This window comes from Pseudomonas sp. 11/12A (assembly GCF_000800055.1).
Classification (GTDB): Bacteria; Pseudomonadota; Gammaproteobacteria; order Pseudomonadales; family Pseudomonadaceae; genus Aquipseudomonas; species Aquipseudomonas mohnii.
Window position 1 is genome coordinate 4,041,117 of record NZ_JUGV01000001.1, and the last position, 17,489, is coordinate 4,058,605.

Genomic DNA, 17,489 nt, shown 5'->3' on the forward strand with positions numbered 1-17,489 from the left:
GTTGTTTCTCTTACTCACTGGCCGCAAGGGGCGGCTGATGCGCAGGCTTCAAAGCATCCAGCGCAAGGTTGAGTTGCAGCACATTGACCCGGGGCTCGCCGAGCAAGCCAAAGGTGCGTTGCTCGGTGTGAGCGTTCACCAACTTCAACAGATCGGCTTCCGGCAGGTGACGCAGGCGTGCGACGCGCGATACCTGGATCTGTGCGTTGGCCACCGAAATGTGTGGGTCCAGGCCTGACGCCGACGAAGTGACCGCATCCACCGGCACCTGCGCATCGGCTGCCAGACCGTTCTGCTGGCGGTAGGCATCGACGCGCAGGGCTACGGCGTCGATCAACTTCTGGCTGGTCGGGCCAAGGTTGCTGGCGCCACTGGAACCGGCGTTGTACGGCTGGGCCACGCTCTTGCTCGGGTCCAGCGGGTCGGCGCCGAGGGTCATGCTCGGGCGCCCCTGGAAATACTCCGCACGAGTGAAGTGCTGGCCAATCACCGCCGAACCGATCACTAACCCGTCCCGTTCAACCAGACTGCCCCGAGCCTGAAACGGGAACAGCACGTTGGCCACTAGCGTGGTGAACAACGGATACGCCAGCCCGGTCAGCAACATGAAGAACGCCGCCGAAATCAGCACCGGGCGCAACAGGCCGACAAACAGAAACGGCATCTTGGTTTGGGTTTGTACTTGAGTCATCACAGCCCCCTCACTTGTAGGTCTGGCCGGTCAGCAACTGCAGTTGCTCGACCAGCGGGCCGAGCGCGAGCGCCGGCAGGAAAGTCAGGCCGCCCACCACCAACACCACGAACACCACCAGGAACATGAACAGCGGAGTGGCGGTCGGGATGGTGCCGGCACCGGCCGGGATGTTCTTTTTCATGGCCAGGGAGCCGGCGACTGCAAGCATCGGCAACATGGTGAAGAAACGTCCAAGCAACATGGCCAGACCGATGGTGGTGTTGAAGAACGGCGTGTTGGCATTCAACCCGGCGAACGCCGAACCGTTGTTGGCCGTACCCGAGGTGTAGGCATACAACACCTCGCTGAAACCATGGGGTCCCTGGTTGTTGAGGCTGTTGAGGGTGTCGGGCCAGAGTGCCGCCAAAGCGGTGAAACCAAGAATGCAGACGGGGTGTGCCAGCACCGAGAGCATGACCAGCTTGATCTCCCGTGCCTCGATCTTCTTGCCGAGGAATTCCGGGCTGCGCCCGATCATCATGCCTACCAGAAACACCGTCAGCAGTGCGTACTGGATCAGGTTGATAAAGCCCACGCCGTCGCCACCGAACACGCAGTTGAGCATCATCTGCGCCAGCGGTACGAAGCCACCCATCGGCGTCAGCGAATCATGCATGGCGTTCACCGAGCCGGTGGTGGCGCCGGTGGTGGTGGTCACAAACAGGCTGGTGTCAGCAATCCCGAAACGCAGCTCTTTGCCCTCCATGTTGCCGCCACTCTGGGTCGCCGACAGCACCTGGTCCGCGCCCACTCGGGTCAACAGCGGGTTGCCACTTTGTTCGGCGGTGTAAACGATGCTCAGAAAACCGATGAACATCACCAGGAACGTGCCAAAGAACACCCAGCCCTGACGCCGACGCATCAGCATGCTGCCGAAGGTGTATGTCAGCGCTGACGGGATCAGCAGCATGCTGAGGATGTGCAGCATGTTGGTCAGCGGGGTCGGGTTCTCGAACGGGTGCGCGGCGTTCATGCTGAAGAAGCCGCCGCCGTTCGTGCCGATGTGCTTGATGGACTCAAAGCTCGCCACCGCCCCGACGATCAATTGCTGTTGCGCGCCCTCCAGTGTGGTGGCCAGGGCCTCGGAACTCAGGGTTTGTGGCATGCCTTGCCAGACATACACCAGCGCCATGCCAAAACACAGCGGCAGCATCACCCGGTACAGCATGCGGGTGAAGTCCACCCAGTAGTTTCCGATGTCAGCGGCGTTCGACCGACTGAGGCCGCGAATGAAACCCGCCGCAGCCACAACGCCCGCCGTTGCGCCGACGAACATCAGGAAGGTAATGACCGCCATCTGGCTGAAGTTGGACAGGCTGGTTTCACCTGAATACGCCTGCCAGTTGGTGTTGGTGATAAATGAGGCCGCGGTATTGAACGCCAGATCCGGTGTTTGCGCGCTCAGCTCCAAGGGGTTGAGTGGCATGAAACCTTGCAGGCGCAACACGATATAACCCAGCAACATCATGGCCGCGTTCGACAGCAACAGGGCCGAGCCGTAACGTGCCCAGCCCATGGTTTCGGCCGGATCAATCCCCAGCAAACGATAGGTAGCGCGCTCCGCCAAGGCATGGTTGCGTCCGGTAAATACCCGCGTCAGCCACTTCCCCATCAAGATGGCGAGCCCGGTCATCAACCCGAGAATCACCGCAAATTCCAGCATAGTGCTTAACATGTCGATGCTCCGTTCAAATCTTGCCCATGGCGACGATGACCATGGCGGTCGCAGCAAAAAACACCACGCTAACCCCTATGAAAATCAGGTCGTACATTGCCGGTTTCCTTTCTCAAGACCGCCCTCGCGGGCGAATAAAAACGCCTTTACCGCAATGACTGTGGCCATCAAAACTGCTCTGCACGGATAAGGGCGTAACCCAGGTAGGCGAACAACAGGGCGGCGCACAGGCCGCTGGCGATGTAAATGAACTCGAGTGTTAACAAGACAGCTCCCCCTGACTAAACGAAGGCACCCGCAATCGGGTCCCGGTAGAGCGCGCCAGACTAAAAAAACCACTGATTACGCGCTCTTATCTGCGCCGTAGAGGTTAAGTGAGGGGGTATCAAGGTCAGACACTGATTGGGGGCAGCGGTATTAAGACGGCGTATAGATCGGGCGAAACGGACGGTGTGTGAGGGCGTGATGCGGGGCATAAACGGCAGCAACGAACGGGCACTGTGAGGTGCCCGTTCCGGGCTTGCTCATCAGGATCTTAACGGCAGCCAGATTTCCAGTGTTCCGGTTTTAAGCCTGGGGTTGAAGTCTTCGCTGTAGCGTTCGAATTCGGGGGCGTCCGCCGCTTGATGCCCGGACTGGGGCAGCCAGGTATCGCAGATGTAGCGAAAGGTCTGCGACAGGGATTCCAGCGGCCCTTTATGCTCGAACACCGCGTAATACTGCGGCTGAATTTCAACCCAGCGGTATTGCTCGGGCAAATCGTCGAGCTTGCTGATCTCGACACCGGCAATGTAATCAAAGCCACCCTTGCCATCGAAATTGCAGCAGACGCCGTAGGTGACTTCACCCTTTTGACCCGGCACGTTGCCGATGTGGGGACTGAATTTTTCCCAGAGCGCGGGAATGCCTGCGGTGGTCTGCTGGGTGAAGGGAGCGCCAAGCCCTGCAATCAGCAGGAAGTGCCCGTGTTCGAAGCGCGGTTCCAACAATTCGACGCTTTTTTGCTCATCCATGACTCGACTCCTGGAAGGAAAAATGGGTTCGGCTGGGAGTATAGAAGCCAAACCCGTTTCGCCCACTTACAGCGCGTGCAACTGCTCGACGGCGGCCGCACCGAAAAACTCGTTGTAGCCGGAAAGGATCACGTACACCGCGAAATAGCAGAAGATCGCCGCAGATGCCATGTAGGAGTACCGCAGCAGCTTGTCGCCGAGCAACTTGCCGCCATGGCTTGCGGCAAAGCACAGGCCGGCGGACCAGAGCAAACCGGCACAGAGGAAACCGCCGAGGAACAGCGCCGAACTGAGCGGCCCACCGCCACCAGAACGGGCGATCAACGTGCCGCCCACGGCGGCGAACCAGAGAATCGCGCTGGGCGAGGACATGGCGAGGAAGATCCCGCGAAAAAACTCTTTGCGATGGGAGTTCTGCCCCACCTCGACCGTTTCGGCCATCAACGCTTCATGGTGGATCGCCGAATAAATCATCTTCGCCGCGAAATACACCAGCAACGCCGAACCGCCGATCCACAGCACCCAACGCACGGTTTCGTACTGCAGCAAAACCGTCATGCCCGCCAGCGCCAGCACCGCGTAGATCAGGTCGCCGACGCAGGTACCCAAGCCCAGAGCAAAGCCTTGAAAATAGCCGCGCTGCATCGCCAGGGTGATCATGGCGATATTGGCCACGCCAATGTCCAGGCACAGCGAAAGGCTCAGCAAAAAGCCACTGGTGAATTCCATCGTTCCAGTTCCTTCGGAAAAATTTGTTTACATGGAGGCTGGACAGTCTGCCACAGCTGACCGTACATTCCGCACAGGTCACCGCAGTGACCAGCGTCGCTCGGACGGTTCCGGGCGCTTACGTTATCCGAGGCAACAATGGCCGAACAAGGTTCGCCGCGCCGCTTTGCGCGCATAGATCGACTCCCTCCTTACGTGTTCAACATCACCGCCGAGCTGAAGATGGCCGCCCGTCGCCGTGGCGAAGACATCATCGACTTGAGCATGGGCAACCCCGACGGCGCCACGCCGCCGCACATCGTCGAGAAACTGGTGACCGTCGCCCAGCGCGAAGACACCCATGGCTACTCGACGTCCAAGGGTATTCCGCGCCTGCGCCGGGCGATTTCCAACTGGTACAAGGATCGCTACGAGGTCGACATCGACCCGGAAACCGAAGCCATTGTCACCATCGGCTCCAAGGAAGGCCTGGCGCATTTGATGCTGGCGACCCTCGACCAGGGCGACACCGTGCTGGTGCCGAACCCCAGCTACCCGATTCACATCTACGGTGCCGTGATTGCCGGCGCCCAGGTGCGCTCAGTGCCGCTGGTGCCGGGCGTGGATTTCTTCGCCGAACTGGAACGGGCTATCCGGGGTTCGATTCCGAAGCCGAAGATGATGATCCTCGGCTTCCCGTCCAACCCCACCGCACAATGTGTGGAACTGGATTTCTTCGAACGGGTGATCGCGCTCGCCAAGCAGTACGACGTGCTGGTGGTGCATGACCTGGCCTACGCCGACATCGTCTACGACGGCTGGAAAGCCCCGTCGATCATGCAGGTGCCGGGCGCCAAGGACATTGCGGTGGAGTTTTTCACCCTGTCCAAGAGCTACAACATGGCGGGCTGGCGCATCGGCTTCATGGTCGGCAACCCGGAACTGGTCAACGCCCTGGCGCGGATCAAGAGTTATCACGACTACGGCACCTTCACCCCACTGCAAGTCGCAGCGATTGCGGCCCTCGAAGGCGACCAGCAATGCGTGCTCGATATCGCCGAGCAGTACCGCCAGCGCCGTAACGTGTTGGTCAAAGGCCTGCATGAGCTGGGCTGGATGGTCGAGAATCCAAAGGCGTCGATGTACGTCTGGGCCAAGATTCCCGAGGCTTACGCCCATCTGGGTTCGCTGGAGTTCGCCAAGAAACTGCTGGCCGAAGCCAAGGTCTGTGTCTCGCCAGGCGTGGGCTTTGGTGAGTACGGGGACGATCACGTGCGCTTCGCGCTGATCGAAAACCAGGACCGGATTCGTCAGGCCGTGCGCGGGATTCGCGGGATGTTCCGGGCCGATGGGTTGATCGCCAAATCCAGCGCCTGACAGAAAACCCTGTAGGAGCGAGCCTGCTCGCGATGGTGGGTCAGTTAACGTGTACGCAGCTGACACACCTTCGCGAGCGAGCTCGCTCCTACAAATAAATCACCCACAAAAAAACCGCATCGCTGCGGTTTTTTTGTGTCTGGCGTTTAGCTTAAACGAACAACGACAACAGCAGAATGAAGCCCAGGCCCACCACCGACAGGATGGTTTCCATCGCGGTCCAGGTCTTGAAGGTTTCTGCCACGGTCATGTTGAAGTACTGCTTGACCAGCCAGAAACCGGCGTCGTTGACGTGGGACAGGATCAACGAACCCGCACCGGTGGCCAGCACCAGCAGCTCACGGTTCACGCCTGGAATCATCCCCACCACCGGCACCACGATGCCCGCGCCAGTGATGGTCGCCACGGTCGCCGAACCGGTCGCGATGCGGATCACCGCCGCCACCAGCCACGCCAGCAGGATCGGCGAGATCTGTGCGTTCACCGCCATGTGGCCGATCACGTCACCCACGCCGCTGGTCACCAGCATCTGCTTGAAGCCACCGCCGGCACCGATGATCAGAATGATCGCGGCGGTCGGCGCGAGGCTCGCGTCCAGCCATTTCATCATTTGGCTGGAACCGATGCCCTGCTTGTAGCCGAAGGTGTACAGCGACAGCAGCAAGGCCAGCAGCAAGGCCGAGATCGGGTGACCGATCAGGTCCATGAAGGTGCGGAAGAAGTTGCCATCGGGCAGCACCACGTCGGCAAAGGTCTTGAGCAGCATCAGGAACACCGGCAGCAGCACGGTCACCAATGTGATGCCGAAGCTCGGCAGTTCAGCCGAATCGGTTTCGCGTGCCAGTTGATCCACCAGCTCCTGGTTCGGATGGCCAGGGATGTGCTTGGCAATGAACGTACCGTAGATCGGGCCGGCAATGATGGCGGTAGGCAGCGCCACGATCAGGCCATACAGAATGGTTTTACCGATGTCGGCGCCGAACACGCCGATCGCCAGCAGCGGACCCGGGTGCGGCGGTACCAGGCCGTGGACTGCGGACAGACCAGCCAGCAGCGGGATGCCGATCTTGATGATCGACACGCCGGTACGCCGGGCAACGATGAACACCAGCGGAATCAGCAACACGAAGCCGATTTCGAAGAACAGCGGGATGCCCACCAGGAACGCGGCAAACATCATTGCCCACTGCACTTTGTCCTTGCCGAAGGCGCGGATCAGGGTCTGGGCGATCTGGTCCGCCCCGCCCGACTCGGCCATCATTTTGCCGAGCATGGTGCCCAGCGCGAGGATGATCCCGACGAAACCGAGCACGCCACCGAAGCCGTCCTGGAACGCCTTGATGATGGTGCCGATCGGCATGCCGGAGGTCAGCCCGAGGAAGGCTGCCGCGATGATCAGGGCAAGAAAGGGATGCAACTTGAACTTGGTGATCAGAACGATAAGCCCGATCACCGTGACCACTGCATCGAGCAGCAGGAACGTCTCGTGGGACATGCCAAACATTAGGGGTGTCTCCTGGTTGTTGTTGTTATTGAAGCGGGTAATTCGAAAGCCATAAGGACAGCGCTATCTCTAAAAGCAAAATTAGCCGGCACGCTTCAGGCCGTGCCTGAGCCACCAGTGGTGCGCCTGCACGGCCAACTCATCGACACTGTGGGTCGACGCATCGAGGGCCAGGGTCAAGGGCTCGCCGACGGGGGACTCGAGGGTGGCGAACTGGCTGTCGATCAAGGTCGACGGCATGAAGTGGCCCGGCCGGTGGGAGACACGGTCGGCAGCGACTTCCGGAGTCAGTTCAAGGAATACAAAACCCAGGCCCGGCAAGGCATTGCGCAGGCGTTCGCGGTAAATGTTCTTGAGCGCCGAGCACGTCAGCACCGGGCGCTGACCCAGGGCGTCGACGCGACGCAACTCATCGCACAGGCTGTCGAGCCAGCCGGCACGGTCTTCATCATTCAGGGGGATACCCGCGCTCATCTTTTCGATATTGGCGGCAGGGTGAAAAGAGTCGCCTTCAATGGCGGTGGCGCCGCTGAGTTGGCACAGGGCTTCGCTGACGCAGGTCTTGCCGCAACCGGCAACGCCCATGATGACCAGGGCGGTGATGGGATGATTCATGTAACACCTCAGCGCGCAGACAGCGCTACCTTTGCCAGTTATGACACTAGACCAAAAGTAGAAGTTGCCGACGCCTTCTTGTCATTTTTGTGGGTTGCAGCATGTTCGTTCCCAACACCAAAAAGCGAGGATCAGGCAAACCCTCGCTCACGCATTTGCAGCTGCATCGAGACAGCGCTACCTTAGTGCCTTGAATTTTGTTTGGCAAGCCATCGATGACCTCAACCAAAAACGATAAAAAAACACGAACCACTGGCCGCCCTACCCTGAACGAAGTTGCCCGCCTGGCGGGTGTCAGTCCGATTACCGCTTCGCGCGCCCTGCGCGGCGTCAGCACTGTGGCCGCCGAACTGGTGGAAAAAGTCCAGAAAGCGGCGCTTGAACTCAACTATGTGGTCAACCCGGCAGCCCGCGCCCTCGCCTCGGCCCAGAGCCATTCGGTGGTGGTGTTGGTGCCGTCGTTGTCCAACCTGCTGTTCATCGACACCCTGGAAGCCATTCATCGGGTGTTGCGCCCCAAGGGCTTCGAAGTGCTGATCGGCAACTTCCACTATTCCCGCGACGAAGAAGAAAACCTGCTGCGCAACTACATGGCCTACCAGCCGCGCGGCTTGCTGCTGACCGGTTTCGACCGCACTGAAAGTTCGCGGCGGATGATCGAAGCGAGCAACATTCCCTGCGTCTACATGATGGAGCTCGACAGCGCCGCCGGAGTCAATTGCGTAGGCTTTTCACAACTGGCTGCCGGCGAAACGGCGGCCGAACACCTGCTGTCCCGCGGGCGCAAGCGCCTGGCCTACATCGGTGCGCAACTCGACCAGCGCACGCTGCTGCGCGGCGAAGGTTTCCGCAAGGCCCTGCAAAAGGCCGGTTTGTATGACCCGGACCTGGAAGTGCTGACGCCACGCGCCTCCTCGGTCGGCCTGGGCGGCGAACTGTTTCTGCAACTGCTCGCCAGTCACCCCGATGTCGATGCGATTTTCTTCGGCAACGACGACCTGGCCCAGGGTGCATTGCTCGAAGCCATGCGCAGCGGGATCAAGATCCCCGGGCAGGTGGCGATTCTGGGCTTCAATGACCTGCCCATGTCGGAACACATGGTCCCGCGCCTGAGCAGCATCAACACCCCGCGCGAGGCAATCGGTCGTCGCGCGGCAGAGCAGATGCTGACGTTGATGGCCGGCAACACCGTTGCCAAACCGGTGCAGGACATGGGGTTTGAGTTGAAGGTGCGCGAGAGTACTTAATATTCCCTAGGGGACACGGATCAAAAATTTGCCGTGTCCGCCATTTCAGAATCAGTCCCGGTTCGAACTGGCAGGAGTAAGAATCACCCACTATCCAGATTGACCATTGCGCCGTCCCCGATACTCATACTGTTCGAAGAACAAGATGCAGAACATTGGGGTATGCAAGGCGACACTCCGGCTGCAGTATGGATTTTGGTTATCCGGTTAATGTATGACTCACTTCAAAAAACCAGAGAATCATGGCAGCCAACCCAGAAAGACGAACCACCCATAATTAATCGGAGCTAAAAAGACGAACGTGATGAATGCAAGCGCCAGACTCAATCGCAACGCTGCCACGAAAGGAATTCTTCCCATTTCAATAGCGAGAACAATCGGCGAAGCCTGGTAAGGCAAGAGCGGCGTAGAAAAGCCGATCACTTGCATCATTAGAACACTCAGTAATGGCAAACCAGACGCGGTAGCCATCGACTGTGCCAAGGGCGTAAATAACGCTGGCACCCCATTCGCTGTCACCACAAAATTGAGCAGTGTGGATAAACCTACGATTGAGGCATAGCTGTGGAATGGTGAGGTCGGGTCCAAAGGTGCAAGGGCGAGTACTTCATTGCCTATTAATGCACCGAGTCCGGTGTGCCCTACCAGTGCGGCGAGTCCGAGGATTGCCGCGACATAGATAGCGGTCCGATGATTGACCTCCTGACCAAATTCCTCACTGGATACGAATCCCACCCGTGGCAGGAGGCATAGGCAAGCGGCTACGAGACCAACCCACGCCGGAGAAATACCGTGCAAAGAGTCGGTAAGCCAGAGTCCGAGCGTTGTCAAAAGAAGAAGTCCCAACCTCTTTTCCTCAGGACTCCAAGGGCGAGAAGGTTCCAACTCTATGCTTTTTTTCACTTTATCTGGAAACAACCAGACGACACATGCACAGAGTGCAAGTCCCTTCATAAAGCCAAGTACCGGCGCGTGCAATATCAGATAAGGCAAATAAGAGAGTTGCAGGCCGTACGTGGTATCGATCGCACCCGCCATGACAAGATTTGGAACATTCGCAGGCAGAATGGACGCCGAAAGCTGAAAGGTTCCAAAGCCGACAGCGAGTGAGAGACCTATACGCCCTGGACTCTTATCCCCGAACCCCACTCGGTCAGCAAGCGCCAGGACAATCGGCATCAGAAGTGCAATACGCCCCATGTTGGAAGGCATAACAAAGGCAAGCATGTACGTGAGGCCGACAATACCAAAGACCATTTGCGCATACGATCTGGAAAGATAAGCCGCGAGCCCCCCCGCACATCGAGAGGCCAAACCCGTCTTGCGAATGGCAATTCCAATGACATAGCCACTGATAACGAGCCAGAACGCGGCGGAGGTAAACCCGGAGAAGACCAACGAGGCGGGAGCCACATGGAGAATCATCGCGAACGCAAAGAACAAAAGTGCAGTCAGGTATTCTGGAAGCCCGCGTGTTGCCCATAGTGTGATTGTCACAGCCACCAAACCGGCCACTGCAATCAGTTGCATATCCATGTTGCCTTCCTTTATTTCGCAGACCTGGTTTACTTCTTGACCTACTAAGACCCTGCCGCCTGACTTTATCCCGACCGAATCACTGACGGCATCTTTAATTCAAAAGAAGCATGGCGCCACACGAACGATATGTCTAATATTTAAAAAATATCAAATTAGTATTTTTGGAGTCCTAATTGGAACTCAGACATCTACGTTACTTCGTCGTCACAGCCCAAGCCGAGAATTTCACGCGAGCAGCCGAACAACTTGGAATTGCCCAACCCCCGCTTGGGCAGCAGATACGTGATTTGGAAGATGAAATAGGTACGCCGCTTTTCCACCGTGTAGGACGCGGCGTCATACTCAGTGACGCAGGTAAGGCATTTCTGATATCGGCACACGATATTCTTGCGCGTGCCGAGGACGCTCAAAAAAATGCGCGCCGTGTTGCGCGAGGTGAGGTTGGCTCATTGAAGCTGGGCTTCACCGAATCCGCCTCATTTAACGATACCGTTACAGGCTTGATCAGACGTTACCAGCAACAGCACCCCAAGGTGGAGGTAAACCTGGAAGAAAACGATAGCGAATCGCTCATTTCCAGGCTCGGTCATGGCGACATTGACGCAGCCTTTGTCAGGCCACCCTTTGCTATGGGCGGCGACATTGACTTCATCACCTTATCCGAAGAACCACTTATTGTTGTCCTGCCTGATGGACACTCATTAATGTCACGCAAGGAACTGTCGCTTGCTGATTTACGGCAGGAGAATTTCATCCTGTATTCGCGCAAGTCCGGTTATGGGCTAAGTGCAGATATCGTGGCCGCCTGCCGTCAATCTGGATTCAATCCGACCATCCGCCAGCAGGCCCCCCAACTATCGTCCGCTGTAAACCTGGTATCTGCGGGAATGGGTATTGCGGTAGTACCCGAATCAATGCAGCGAATTGATCGCGATGGCCTGCATTACAGAGCGCTTCGGCTTGATTGGCCCAAGGCTGTACTTGGACTGGCCACGCGAAAAGCAAATCGGTCTGCAGTCGTCGACGATCTGATTACTTCGGCAAGAATCGAAACTTCGTAAATAGATCTTCCGATACAAACCATGCTATTCCGAGCTGCAACTACCTGCCCAGTATCAGTAACGCGTCTGAAGTATCCAGGTGGCGAAAACCAGTCCCTGAATCGGCAGCAAAACAACACGACAAAATTCTGATGGCATAAGTCAGCGGATTCCGGTTTAGCCGTAGACAAACTGCAAGAAACCATCGCTTGCGAAGGTCTGCCGACCTTCTTTTCGCAAGAGCGTTTCCACCCGGCATTCCGGTGCAGTTCATCTGAATGTCGAAGCGACTTATACCCGCCCTGCCGGCCCAGTCTTGAGCCGACTTGATGTCACTCGTGGACAGGCACACTATTAGTTTCCCGAAGCCATGATTCGCTAACGGAGTAGCAAAATGGAACATGCACTGAAGATCCTCGGTAAAGCCTCGTCGATCAACGTCCGCAAGGTCTTGTGGACGTGCGAGGAACTGGGTCTGTCCTACGAGCGTGAGGATTGGGGCAGCGGTTTTGCCTCGACACACAGCCCTGAGTTTCTGCGGCTCAATCCCAATGCAAAGGTGCCGGTGATCATCGATGAGAACGGGGCGCTGTGGGAATCCAACACCATCTGCCGTTACCTGGCCGGCAAACACCACCATCACCATGCCGAACTGTTGCCCACCGAACCGGCCGCGCGGGCCCGGGTGGAACAGTGGATGGATTGGCAGGCGATTGAGCTCAATCCGTCCTGGAGCCATGCATTCATGGCGTTGGTGCGCAAGGACCCGGAATTCCAGGACCCGCATCGACTGGACGTCAGTGTGCGCGACTGGAACCAGAAGATGGGCATCCTCGAACATCAGCTGGCAACCACCAAGGCTTATGTGGCCGGGCCCACATTCACCTTGGCCGATATCGTCATCGGGCTGTCGGTCAATCGCTGGTTGATGACACCGATCGAGCGCCCCGATTACCCGGCCATCGATGAGTATTTCAGGCGTTTGGCGCAGCACCCCGGTTTTCTCAAGCATTGCTGCAACGGCTTGCCTTGAGCACTCCGTGTGCCAGTGTGCATCGGTGTCGGCCCGGCGGTCGAACCCTGCCGCCTGACGGCAAGGCTTGACCGCAAACCTCCGATACTCGCCGGACAAAACAAATTAAGCACTTGATATATAAGATATTTATCTTATAGGCATATTAATTGCTCAACACACTGCACCGCCAATACCTACAAGGTCTATTTATCATGCTGGTCAGTGCAAAATTAAACCAGGTGACGCCACTGCCCAAACGGCCTGGTGAAAATCCAAACGCCGACGCCGCTGCCGGGCTTCAGAGCGGCCTTCAAGGCGCCATGATGCAAGCGCTGCAAAACAATGTGCAGACGCAAACCGCGCACGCCAGCGAGCAGGTACAGGCATCCGCCACACAAACCGCCACGCAACAGGTCAGCCAGGCCAGTAAAATCAGTGACAACGTTGATGAAGCGTTCGCCAAGACCCGCGTGAATCTGCAGGCGACGACTGCAAGCGTACCGGCGGACACCCAGAACAAGGTCGGCAGTGGCTCGGCCACCGACGAATTCAAGGACTATATGAGCAAAACGCCTGAACAGCGTTTGCGCGACAGCATTCTGAAAGAGATGGGCCTGACGGAAGACCAGGTAAAAGCCATGCCTCCTGAACAACAGTTGGCGATTGGCAAAGAAATCGCCGAGCGCATGCAGGACAAGGTGAAACTGGCGCAGGCCGAGAAAGACAACGGCAGCAGCGGTAAAGGCAGCAGTCAGGTGGTCGACAAGTTCCTTGCTTCGCTTTAACGGCGCCGGAATAAAAAGGGGCCTCTCACCGGGCCCCTTTGCATTTGGCCGCAATCAATTCAACTGCAAGGTCGAATTGAACTGGCTGATGGCGTCCACCACGTGCCGCGAGCCCTGTTGAATCTCCAGAATCACCTCCCCCGCCTCATTCGCCAGCTCTACCCCAAGCCCGGTTCGACTCAAGCTCGACTGCATGCTCGACACAGCACTGACTGACAAATCGTGGTTCTTGCGCACCACTTCGACAATTTCCACCGTTGCCTGGCTGGTGCGTGCGGCCAGGCTGCGCACTTCATCGGCCACCACCGCGAAGCCACGTCCATGCTCGCCGGCGCGGGCCGCTTCGATGGCAGCGTTGAGGGCCAGCAGGTTGGTCTGATCGGCAATGCCGCGAATGGTCTGAACGATGGTGCCGATGATGTCGGACTGTTTGCTGACGGCCTCGATGCTCACCGCCGCTTCGTTCAAATCGCGGGAAATGTCCTGGATGATCTGCACTGTTTGCTGCACCACCTCGGACCCTTTGCGCGCGCAGGCATCGTTTTGTACCGAGGTGCTGTGGGCCGATTCCGCGGCCGTTTGCAGGGTAGTGACCTGCTCGGTGATGTTGCTGGCGAACTTCACCACTTTGTACAGCCGGCCCTTGGTGTCGAACAGCGGGTTGTAGGACGCTTCCAGATAAACCATGTGGCCGAACTTGTCCTTGCGTTCGAATCGGTGCGAGTGATATTCGCCGCGATTGAGTGAGGCCCAGAACGCTCTGTAGTTTGGCGATTCACTTTCGTTGCGGTGGCAAAACAAACTGTGATGCTGACCGACGATTTCATTGAGCGAGTAGTGCATGGTTTTCAAGAAGTTGTCGTTGGCCGTGATCACCTTGCCGTCGGGGGTGAATTCGATCACCGCCATGGAGCGCCCGATCGCGGCGAGCATGCTCTCGTTTTCGTGTTCTTCGTAGACTCTCGCCGAAATGTCGCTGGCGATTTTAATCACACTGCTCACTTGCCGATCAGGACCGTAGACCGGCATGTAGCTGGCTTCGAGCCAGATCTCCTTGCCGCTCTTGTTCAAGCGTGAAAAGGTGCCACTGACGGGCTCGCCACGGGCCAGGTCGCGCCACAACCTGGCGTACTCTTCGCTGCGGTAAAACGCCTCTTCGCAAAATATCCGGTGGTGCTTGCCGCGTACTTCTTCGACGCTGTAACCCATGGCGCTGCAAAAGTTTTCGTTGGCATCGAGCACAATGCCGTCCGGGGTAAATTCAATCATCGCCATCGAACGGCTAATGGCGGCCAACTTGGCATTGGCCTCGCTCAGCGCACAACTGAAACGTTCGATTTCCTGCAGGTCAGCCTTGTGATGTAGGTTGAACATGTTCGTACCACCTTGAGCGCGGTCTTTTGATTAATGAAAGTTGCTGATCTTTCAAATCCACCACTACGTTCCACAGAACACACGCGCCCCATCCACGGGAGGGACTTGTCAGGTGATAAATGATGTTTAATCGGAGGGTCCCTTTAGTGACACTCTTATCAAGACATCCTTCTCTTGATCGCCCGGATTCGGGCCAGCCCTAACCTACTCACAAGCAAACTCCCTTTACCCGATTGCTCCATTTTGCCAAGCCTGGGTGCCTTGCAATGCGCACTCTCACGGTTGAACGCCGGTCACTCGGAAGCCACCGACATGGTTAGTTACAGATGAGCATAGACAGCCGTCATGGCTAAGCAAGGCCACTAGTCGGCCAGCACAGAGGACAAAATCGGTTCAGCCTTGGTGTGACTGAGAAGGCATCCCAAACAGGGATCGCTGGGCAGCATCGAAGTCATGAGGCATGGCGTTGCCCGGATCGGGATCATTTCCCTTCTGTGCAACGACGCCGGATTTTCTTGCAGATTTTTTTTCACTGGACGAACAGCGGGAGCCCTTGGACCGGGCTCCCTGATCACGGGATCAATGACCGAAAATATCGACTTTCTTGGCCTTCTTGTCCGCACGCTTCTCAATGGCGGTTTTTGCCGGTTTTTTCTTTGCTGCTTTCTTTGAATCCATACCTTTGGACATGATGCGTACTCCACTCACACGGGATGTGAGATCAGGTATACACCTATCCTTGGGGTCGCGTTCTTTTATAATCGCCCGCTTTGCACACCGACAGTCCGGTCCCATGCCCAACACTCAGTACACCCGGCTCGATGAGCCTTTATGGCCGTTGATGAACAAGTTTTATCGCGCCCACCAATCGTCGATGAAAGCAGTCCGCGACGCGCAATTGTGGGTCGCCCGACGTGACGAAATCGTCGGAGCATTGTGCTTGCGGCCGGTGTCCGGCGGGCATTGGCTGACGGGGTTGTTTGTCGATCCGGCCTGTCGCGGGCAAGGCATCGCCGCCGCGTTGATCGCTGCCGCGGTGAAGGAGGCCCAAAGCCCGGTCTGGTTGTTCTGCCACCCGGACTTGCGCGGGTTTTACGAGCGGCGCGGCTTTGCCTTCGATCCACTGATGCCCTATGCCATGACCGAGCGCCTGAGCCGTTACGCGCGCAGCAAGCCGATGATCGCCATGGGCCTGGAACCGCTGGTCAGGACCATAGGGTAACCGGTGAGTCGGAGCGAGTGACAATAGCGTCGAGATCACCTGTGGGAGCACGCTCGCGCCCACAGTGGTCTTGTTGAGGATTCAATCGTCGGCGTTCGGATCAAGGTCCGGGAACATCACTTCGGTAAACCCGAACTTGCTGAAATCGCTGATGCGCGACGGGTATAACCGGCCGATCAGGTGATCACACTCATGCTGCACGACTCGCGCATGGAAACCCGAGGCGATGCGCACGATGGGCTCGCCCTTGGGATCGAAGCCTTCATAGCGGATGTGTTGATAACGATCCACGGCGCCGCGCAACCCCGGCACCGACAGGCAGCCTTCGAAACCTTCTTCCAGCGTCGGACTCAGCGGCGTGATCAAGGGATTGATCAGGATCGTCTGCGGCACCGCTTCGGCTTCCGGATAACGCTCGCTGTGCTCGAAGCCGAAGATCACCAGTTGCAGGTCGACGCCGATCTGCGGTGCGGCGAGGCCGACACCCCCCACGCTTTCCATGGTCTGGAACATGTCGTCGATCAATTGCCACAGTTCCGGGCTGTCGAACATCTCGGCCGGCACCGGCGGGGCAATGCGCAGCAGGCGTTCATCGCCCATTTTCAGAATTTCACGGATCATGCTCAGGCTTCGTCAGTGGTTGGTTTGAGCGAGTGGTCCCGACCCAGTCCCGACACATGGTGTTTGGGTTCGATGCTCGGGCCTTGCTCGCCGGGGACTTTTTCGCCCGGGTCCTTGCCTTCCTTGGACATGTGCTCGATCACCGCATTCATCTCGGCACCGAGCAACAGCACCGCAGAAGAAATATAGAAATACAGCAACAGCACGATGATCGCGCCGATACTGCCATACATGGCGTTGTAGTTGGCGAACTCCTTGACGTAGAAACCGAAGCCCAGGGACGCGATGATCCACACCACCACGGCCAGTACCGAGCCGGGCGTGATGAAGCGGAACTCCTGTTTGACGTCGGGCATCACGTAGTAGATGAGCGCCACGGCCACCATCAACAGAATCACGATCACCGGCCAGCGGGCGATGGTCCAGAGCGTGACAATGAAATATTCGAGGCCGACTTGCGCCGCGATCCAGCTCATCACTTGCGGCCCGAGCACCATCAATGCGGCGGCGATCAACAGCATGCCGGCGACGCCGACGGTGTAGAAAATCGACAGCGGGACACGCTTCCACGCCGGTCGGCCTTCGACCACATCGTAGGCGGCGTTCATCGCGCTCATCATCAGCCGCACGCCGGCAGAGGCCGTCCACAGGGCGATCACGATACCCACAGAAAGCAGCCCACCCTTGGACTGCTGGAGTTGGTCGATCACCGGGTTCACCTGCTCCAGGGCCTGGGGCGGCAGTACCAGTTCCGATTGCAGGCGCAGCCAGGAGAAGAAGTCCGGCAGGTGCAGGAAGCCGATCAGGGCGATCAGGAACAGAATGAACGGAAACAGCGAAAACAGCATTTGATAGGCGAGCGCCGAGGCATAGGTCGACATCTCGTCGTCGATGAACTCGGTGACCGTGCGCACCATCACACGGTGCAAGGGCAGACCTTTCATGTCCGGAAAAATCATTAGCGTCTCCTTTCGCCGCAAACAAAATGGTGGGTTAAGTCGTGGCGACTCAAGGGCCGTTG

The 17,489-nt window shown here is 57.8% G+C and carries 17 protein-coding genes and 1 pseudogene; 6 read left to right on the forward strand and 12 right to left on the reverse strand.

Annotated elements, in window-relative coordinates; translation table 11 throughout:
• Positions 1 to 10: 10 nt before the first annotated feature.
• The 5 genes from kdpC to GQ39_RS18585 form a co-directional block, all read right to left on the reverse strand.
• The gene (gene kdpC, locus GQ39_RS18565; RefSeq protein WP_052193616.1) at positions 11 to 691 is read right to left on the reverse strand and encodes a K(+)-transporting ATPase subunit C; all 681 of its coding nucleotides are present in this window, start codon (positions 689 to 691) and stop codon (positions 11 to 13) included.
• Between the two features lie 10 nt (positions 692 to 701).
• Entirely contained in the window at positions 702 to 2,408 is a 1,707-nt protein-coding gene (kdpA, locus tag GQ39_RS18570) for a potassium-transporting ATPase subunit KdpA (protein WP_047532420.1), read from the reverse strand.
• Between the two features lie 167 nt (positions 2,409 to 2,575).
• Positions 2,576 to 2,674, reverse strand: coding sequence for a K(+)-transporting ATPase subunit F (gene kdpF / locus GQ39_RS18575; RefSeq protein WP_047532421.1), 99 nt, complete (start codon positions 2,672 to 2,674; stop codon positions 2,576 to 2,578).
• A 261-nt stretch (positions 2,675 to 2,935) separates the two neighbouring features.
• On the reverse strand, positions 2,936 to 3,421 hold the full coding sequence (locus GQ39_RS18580) for a GyrI-like domain-containing protein (protein WP_047532422.1): 486 nt from the start codon (positions 3,419 to 3,421) through the stop codon (positions 2,936 to 2,938).
• A 66-nt stretch (positions 3,422 to 3,487) separates the two neighbouring features.
• Positions 3,488 to 4,150 (reverse strand): LysE family translocator, encoded by a 663-nt coding sequence (locus tag GQ39_RS18585; RefSeq protein ID WP_047532423.1) that lies wholly within the window; start codon positions 4,148 to 4,150, stop codon positions 3,488 to 3,490.
• Between the two features lie 138 nt (positions 4,151 to 4,288).
• Here GQ39_RS18585 and alaC point away from each other — a divergent pair, with 138 nt between their 5' ends.
• Positions 4,289 to 5,506, forward strand: coding sequence for an alanine transaminase (alaC, locus tag GQ39_RS18590; RefSeq protein WP_047532424.1), 1,218 nt, complete (start codon positions 4,289 to 4,291; stop codon positions 5,504 to 5,506).
• A gap of 151 nt (positions 5,507 to 5,657) precedes the next feature.
• Here alaC and GQ39_RS18595 read toward each other — a convergent pair whose 3' ends face one another.
• A complete protein-coding gene (locus GQ39_RS18595; RefSeq protein WP_047532425.1) occupies positions 5,658 to 7,010 on the reverse strand; it encodes a GntP family permease in 1,353 nt (450 codons plus the stop codon).
• A gap of 81 nt (positions 7,011 to 7,091) precedes the next feature.
• Positions 7,092 to 7,625, reverse strand: a complete 534-nt coding sequence (locus GQ39_RS18600; protein ID WP_047532426.1) for a gluconokinase — start codon at positions 7,623 to 7,625, stop codon at positions 7,092 to 7,094.
• Positions 7,626 to 7,840: 215 nt separating this feature from the next.
• Between GQ39_RS18600 and GQ39_RS18605 the strand changes: the two genes are divergently transcribed.
• A complete protein-coding gene (locus tag GQ39_RS18605) occupies positions 7,841 to 8,872 on the forward strand; it encodes a LacI family DNA-binding transcriptional regulator (protein WP_047532427.1) in 1,032 nt (343 codons plus the stop codon).
• Positions 8,873 to 9,112: 240 nt separating this feature from the next.
• On the opposite strand, the gene GQ39_RS18610 is transcribed toward GQ39_RS18605, so the two are convergent.
• Positions 9,113 to 10,408 (reverse strand): SLC13 family permease, encoded by a 1,296-nt coding sequence (locus GQ39_RS18610; RefSeq protein ID WP_047532428.1) that lies wholly within the window; start codon positions 10,406 to 10,408, stop codon positions 9,113 to 9,115.
• Between the two features lie 176 nt (positions 10,409 to 10,584).
• Between GQ39_RS18610 and GQ39_RS18615 the strand changes: the two genes are divergently transcribed.
• The 3 genes from GQ39_RS18615 to GQ39_RS18625 all read left to right on the forward strand — a co-directional run bounded on the left by GQ39_RS18615 (position 10,585) and on the right by GQ39_RS18625 (position 13,251).
• Positions 10,585 to 11,472 carry a LysR family transcriptional regulator gene (locus GQ39_RS18615; protein WP_047532429.1) on the forward strand — a complete coding sequence of 296 codons (888 nt, stop codon included), beginning with the start codon at positions 10,585 to 10,587 and terminating at the stop codon, positions 11,470 to 11,472.
• Between the two features lie 373 nt (positions 11,473 to 11,845).
• Positions 11,846 to 12,484, forward strand: a complete 639-nt coding sequence (locus GQ39_RS18620; protein ID WP_047532430.1) for a glutathione S-transferase family protein — start codon at positions 11,846 to 11,848, stop codon at positions 12,482 to 12,484.
• Between the two features lie 194 nt (positions 12,485 to 12,678).
• Entirely contained in the window at positions 12,679 to 13,251 is a 573-nt protein-coding gene (locus GQ39_RS18625; RefSeq protein WP_047532431.1) for a hypothetical protein, read from the forward strand.
• A gap of 54 nt (positions 13,252 to 13,305) precedes the next feature.
• Here the strand turns inward: GQ39_RS18625 and GQ39_RS33790 are convergent, their stop codons facing one another.
• Both GQ39_RS33790 and GQ39_RS33795 read right to left on the reverse strand, forming a co-directional pair.
• Entirely contained in the window at positions 13,306 to 13,875 is a 570-nt protein-coding gene (locus GQ39_RS33790; RefSeq protein WP_404943291.1) for a methyl-accepting chemotaxis protein, read from the reverse strand.
• Positions 13,849 to 14,625: pseudogene (locus GQ39_RS33795) on the reverse strand (PAS domain-containing protein); the annotation flags it as partial. The pseudogene GQ39_RS33795 and the gene GQ39_RS33790, both read right to left, overlap by 27 nt.
• Positions 14,626 to 15,418: 793 nt before the next feature.
• Between GQ39_RS33795 and GQ39_RS18635 the strand changes: the two are divergent.
• Complete coding sequence (locus GQ39_RS18635; RefSeq protein WP_047532433.1) at positions 15,419 to 15,847, forward strand: GNAT family N-acetyltransferase; 429 nt, start codon at positions 15,419 to 15,421, stop codon at positions 15,845 to 15,847.
• A gap of 81 nt (positions 15,848 to 15,928) precedes the next feature.
• On the opposite strand, the gene def is transcribed toward GQ39_RS18635, so the two are convergent.
• Both def and GQ39_RS18645 read right to left on the reverse strand, forming a co-directional pair.
• A complete protein-coding gene (gene def, locus GQ39_RS18640) occupies positions 15,929 to 16,468 on the reverse strand; it encodes a peptide deformylase (RefSeq protein WP_047532434.1) in 540 nt (179 codons plus the stop codon).
• A gap of 2 nt (positions 16,469 to 16,470) precedes the next feature.
• Complete coding sequence (locus GQ39_RS18645) at positions 16,471 to 17,427, reverse strand: YihY/virulence factor BrkB family protein (RefSeq protein WP_047532435.1); 957 nt, start codon at positions 17,425 to 17,427, stop codon at positions 16,471 to 16,473.
• Positions 17,428 to 17,489 lie beyond the last annotated feature (62 nt).

Excerpts from the sequence above, each read along its gene's own strand:
- kdpC (WP_052193616.1), bottom strand. The coding sequence starts at position 691 with ATGACTCAAGTACAAACCCAAACCAAGATGCCGTTTCTGTTTGTCGGC.
- kdpA (WP_047532420.1), bottom strand. The coding sequence starts at position 2,408 with ATGTTAAGCACTATGCTGGAATTTGCGGTGATTCTCGGGTTGATGACC.
- GQ39_RS18580 (WP_047532422.1), bottom strand. The coding sequence starts at position 3,421 with ATGGATGAGCAAAAAAGCGTCGAATTGTTGGAACCGCGCTTCGAACAC.
- GQ39_RS18585 (WP_047532423.1), bottom strand. The coding sequence starts at position 4,150 with ATGGAATTCACCAGTGGCTTTTTGCTGAGCCTTTCGCTGTGCCTGGAC.
- alaC (WP_047532424.1), top strand. The coding sequence starts at position 4,289 with ATGGCCGAACAAGGTTCGCCGCGCCGCTTTGCGCGCATAGATCGACTC.
- GQ39_RS18595 (WP_047532425.1), bottom strand. The coding sequence starts at position 7,010 with ATGTTTGGCATGTCCCACGAGACGTTCCTGCTGCTCGATGCAGTGGTC.
- GQ39_RS18600 (WP_047532426.1), bottom strand. The coding sequence starts at position 7,625 with ATGAATCATCCCATCACCGCCCTGGTCATCATGGGCGTTGCCGGTTGC.
- GQ39_RS18605 (WP_047532427.1), top strand. The coding sequence starts at position 7,841 with ATGACCTCAACCAAAAACGATAAAAAAACACGAACCACTGGCCGCCCT.
- GQ39_RS18610 (WP_047532428.1), bottom strand. The coding sequence starts at position 10,408 with ATGGATATGCAACTGATTGCAGTGGCCGGTTTGGTGGCTGTGACAATC.
- GQ39_RS18620 (WP_047532430.1), top strand. The coding sequence starts at position 11,846 with ATGGAACATGCACTGAAGATCCTCGGTAAAGCCTCGTCGATCAACGTC.
- GQ39_RS18625 (WP_047532431.1), top strand. The coding sequence starts at position 12,679 with ATGCTGGTCAGTGCAAAATTAAACCAGGTGACGCCACTGCCCAAACGG.
- GQ39_RS18635 (WP_047532433.1), top strand. The coding sequence starts at position 15,419 with ATGCCCAACACTCAGTACACCCGGCTCGATGAGCCTTTATGGCCGTTG.
- def (WP_047532434.1), bottom strand. The coding sequence starts at position 16,468 with ATGATCCGTGAAATTCTGAAAATGGGCGATGAACGCCTGCTGCGCATT.
- GQ39_RS18645 (WP_047532435.1), bottom strand. The coding sequence starts at position 17,427 with ATGATTTTTCCGGACATGAAAGGTCTGCCCTTGCACCGTGTGATGGTG.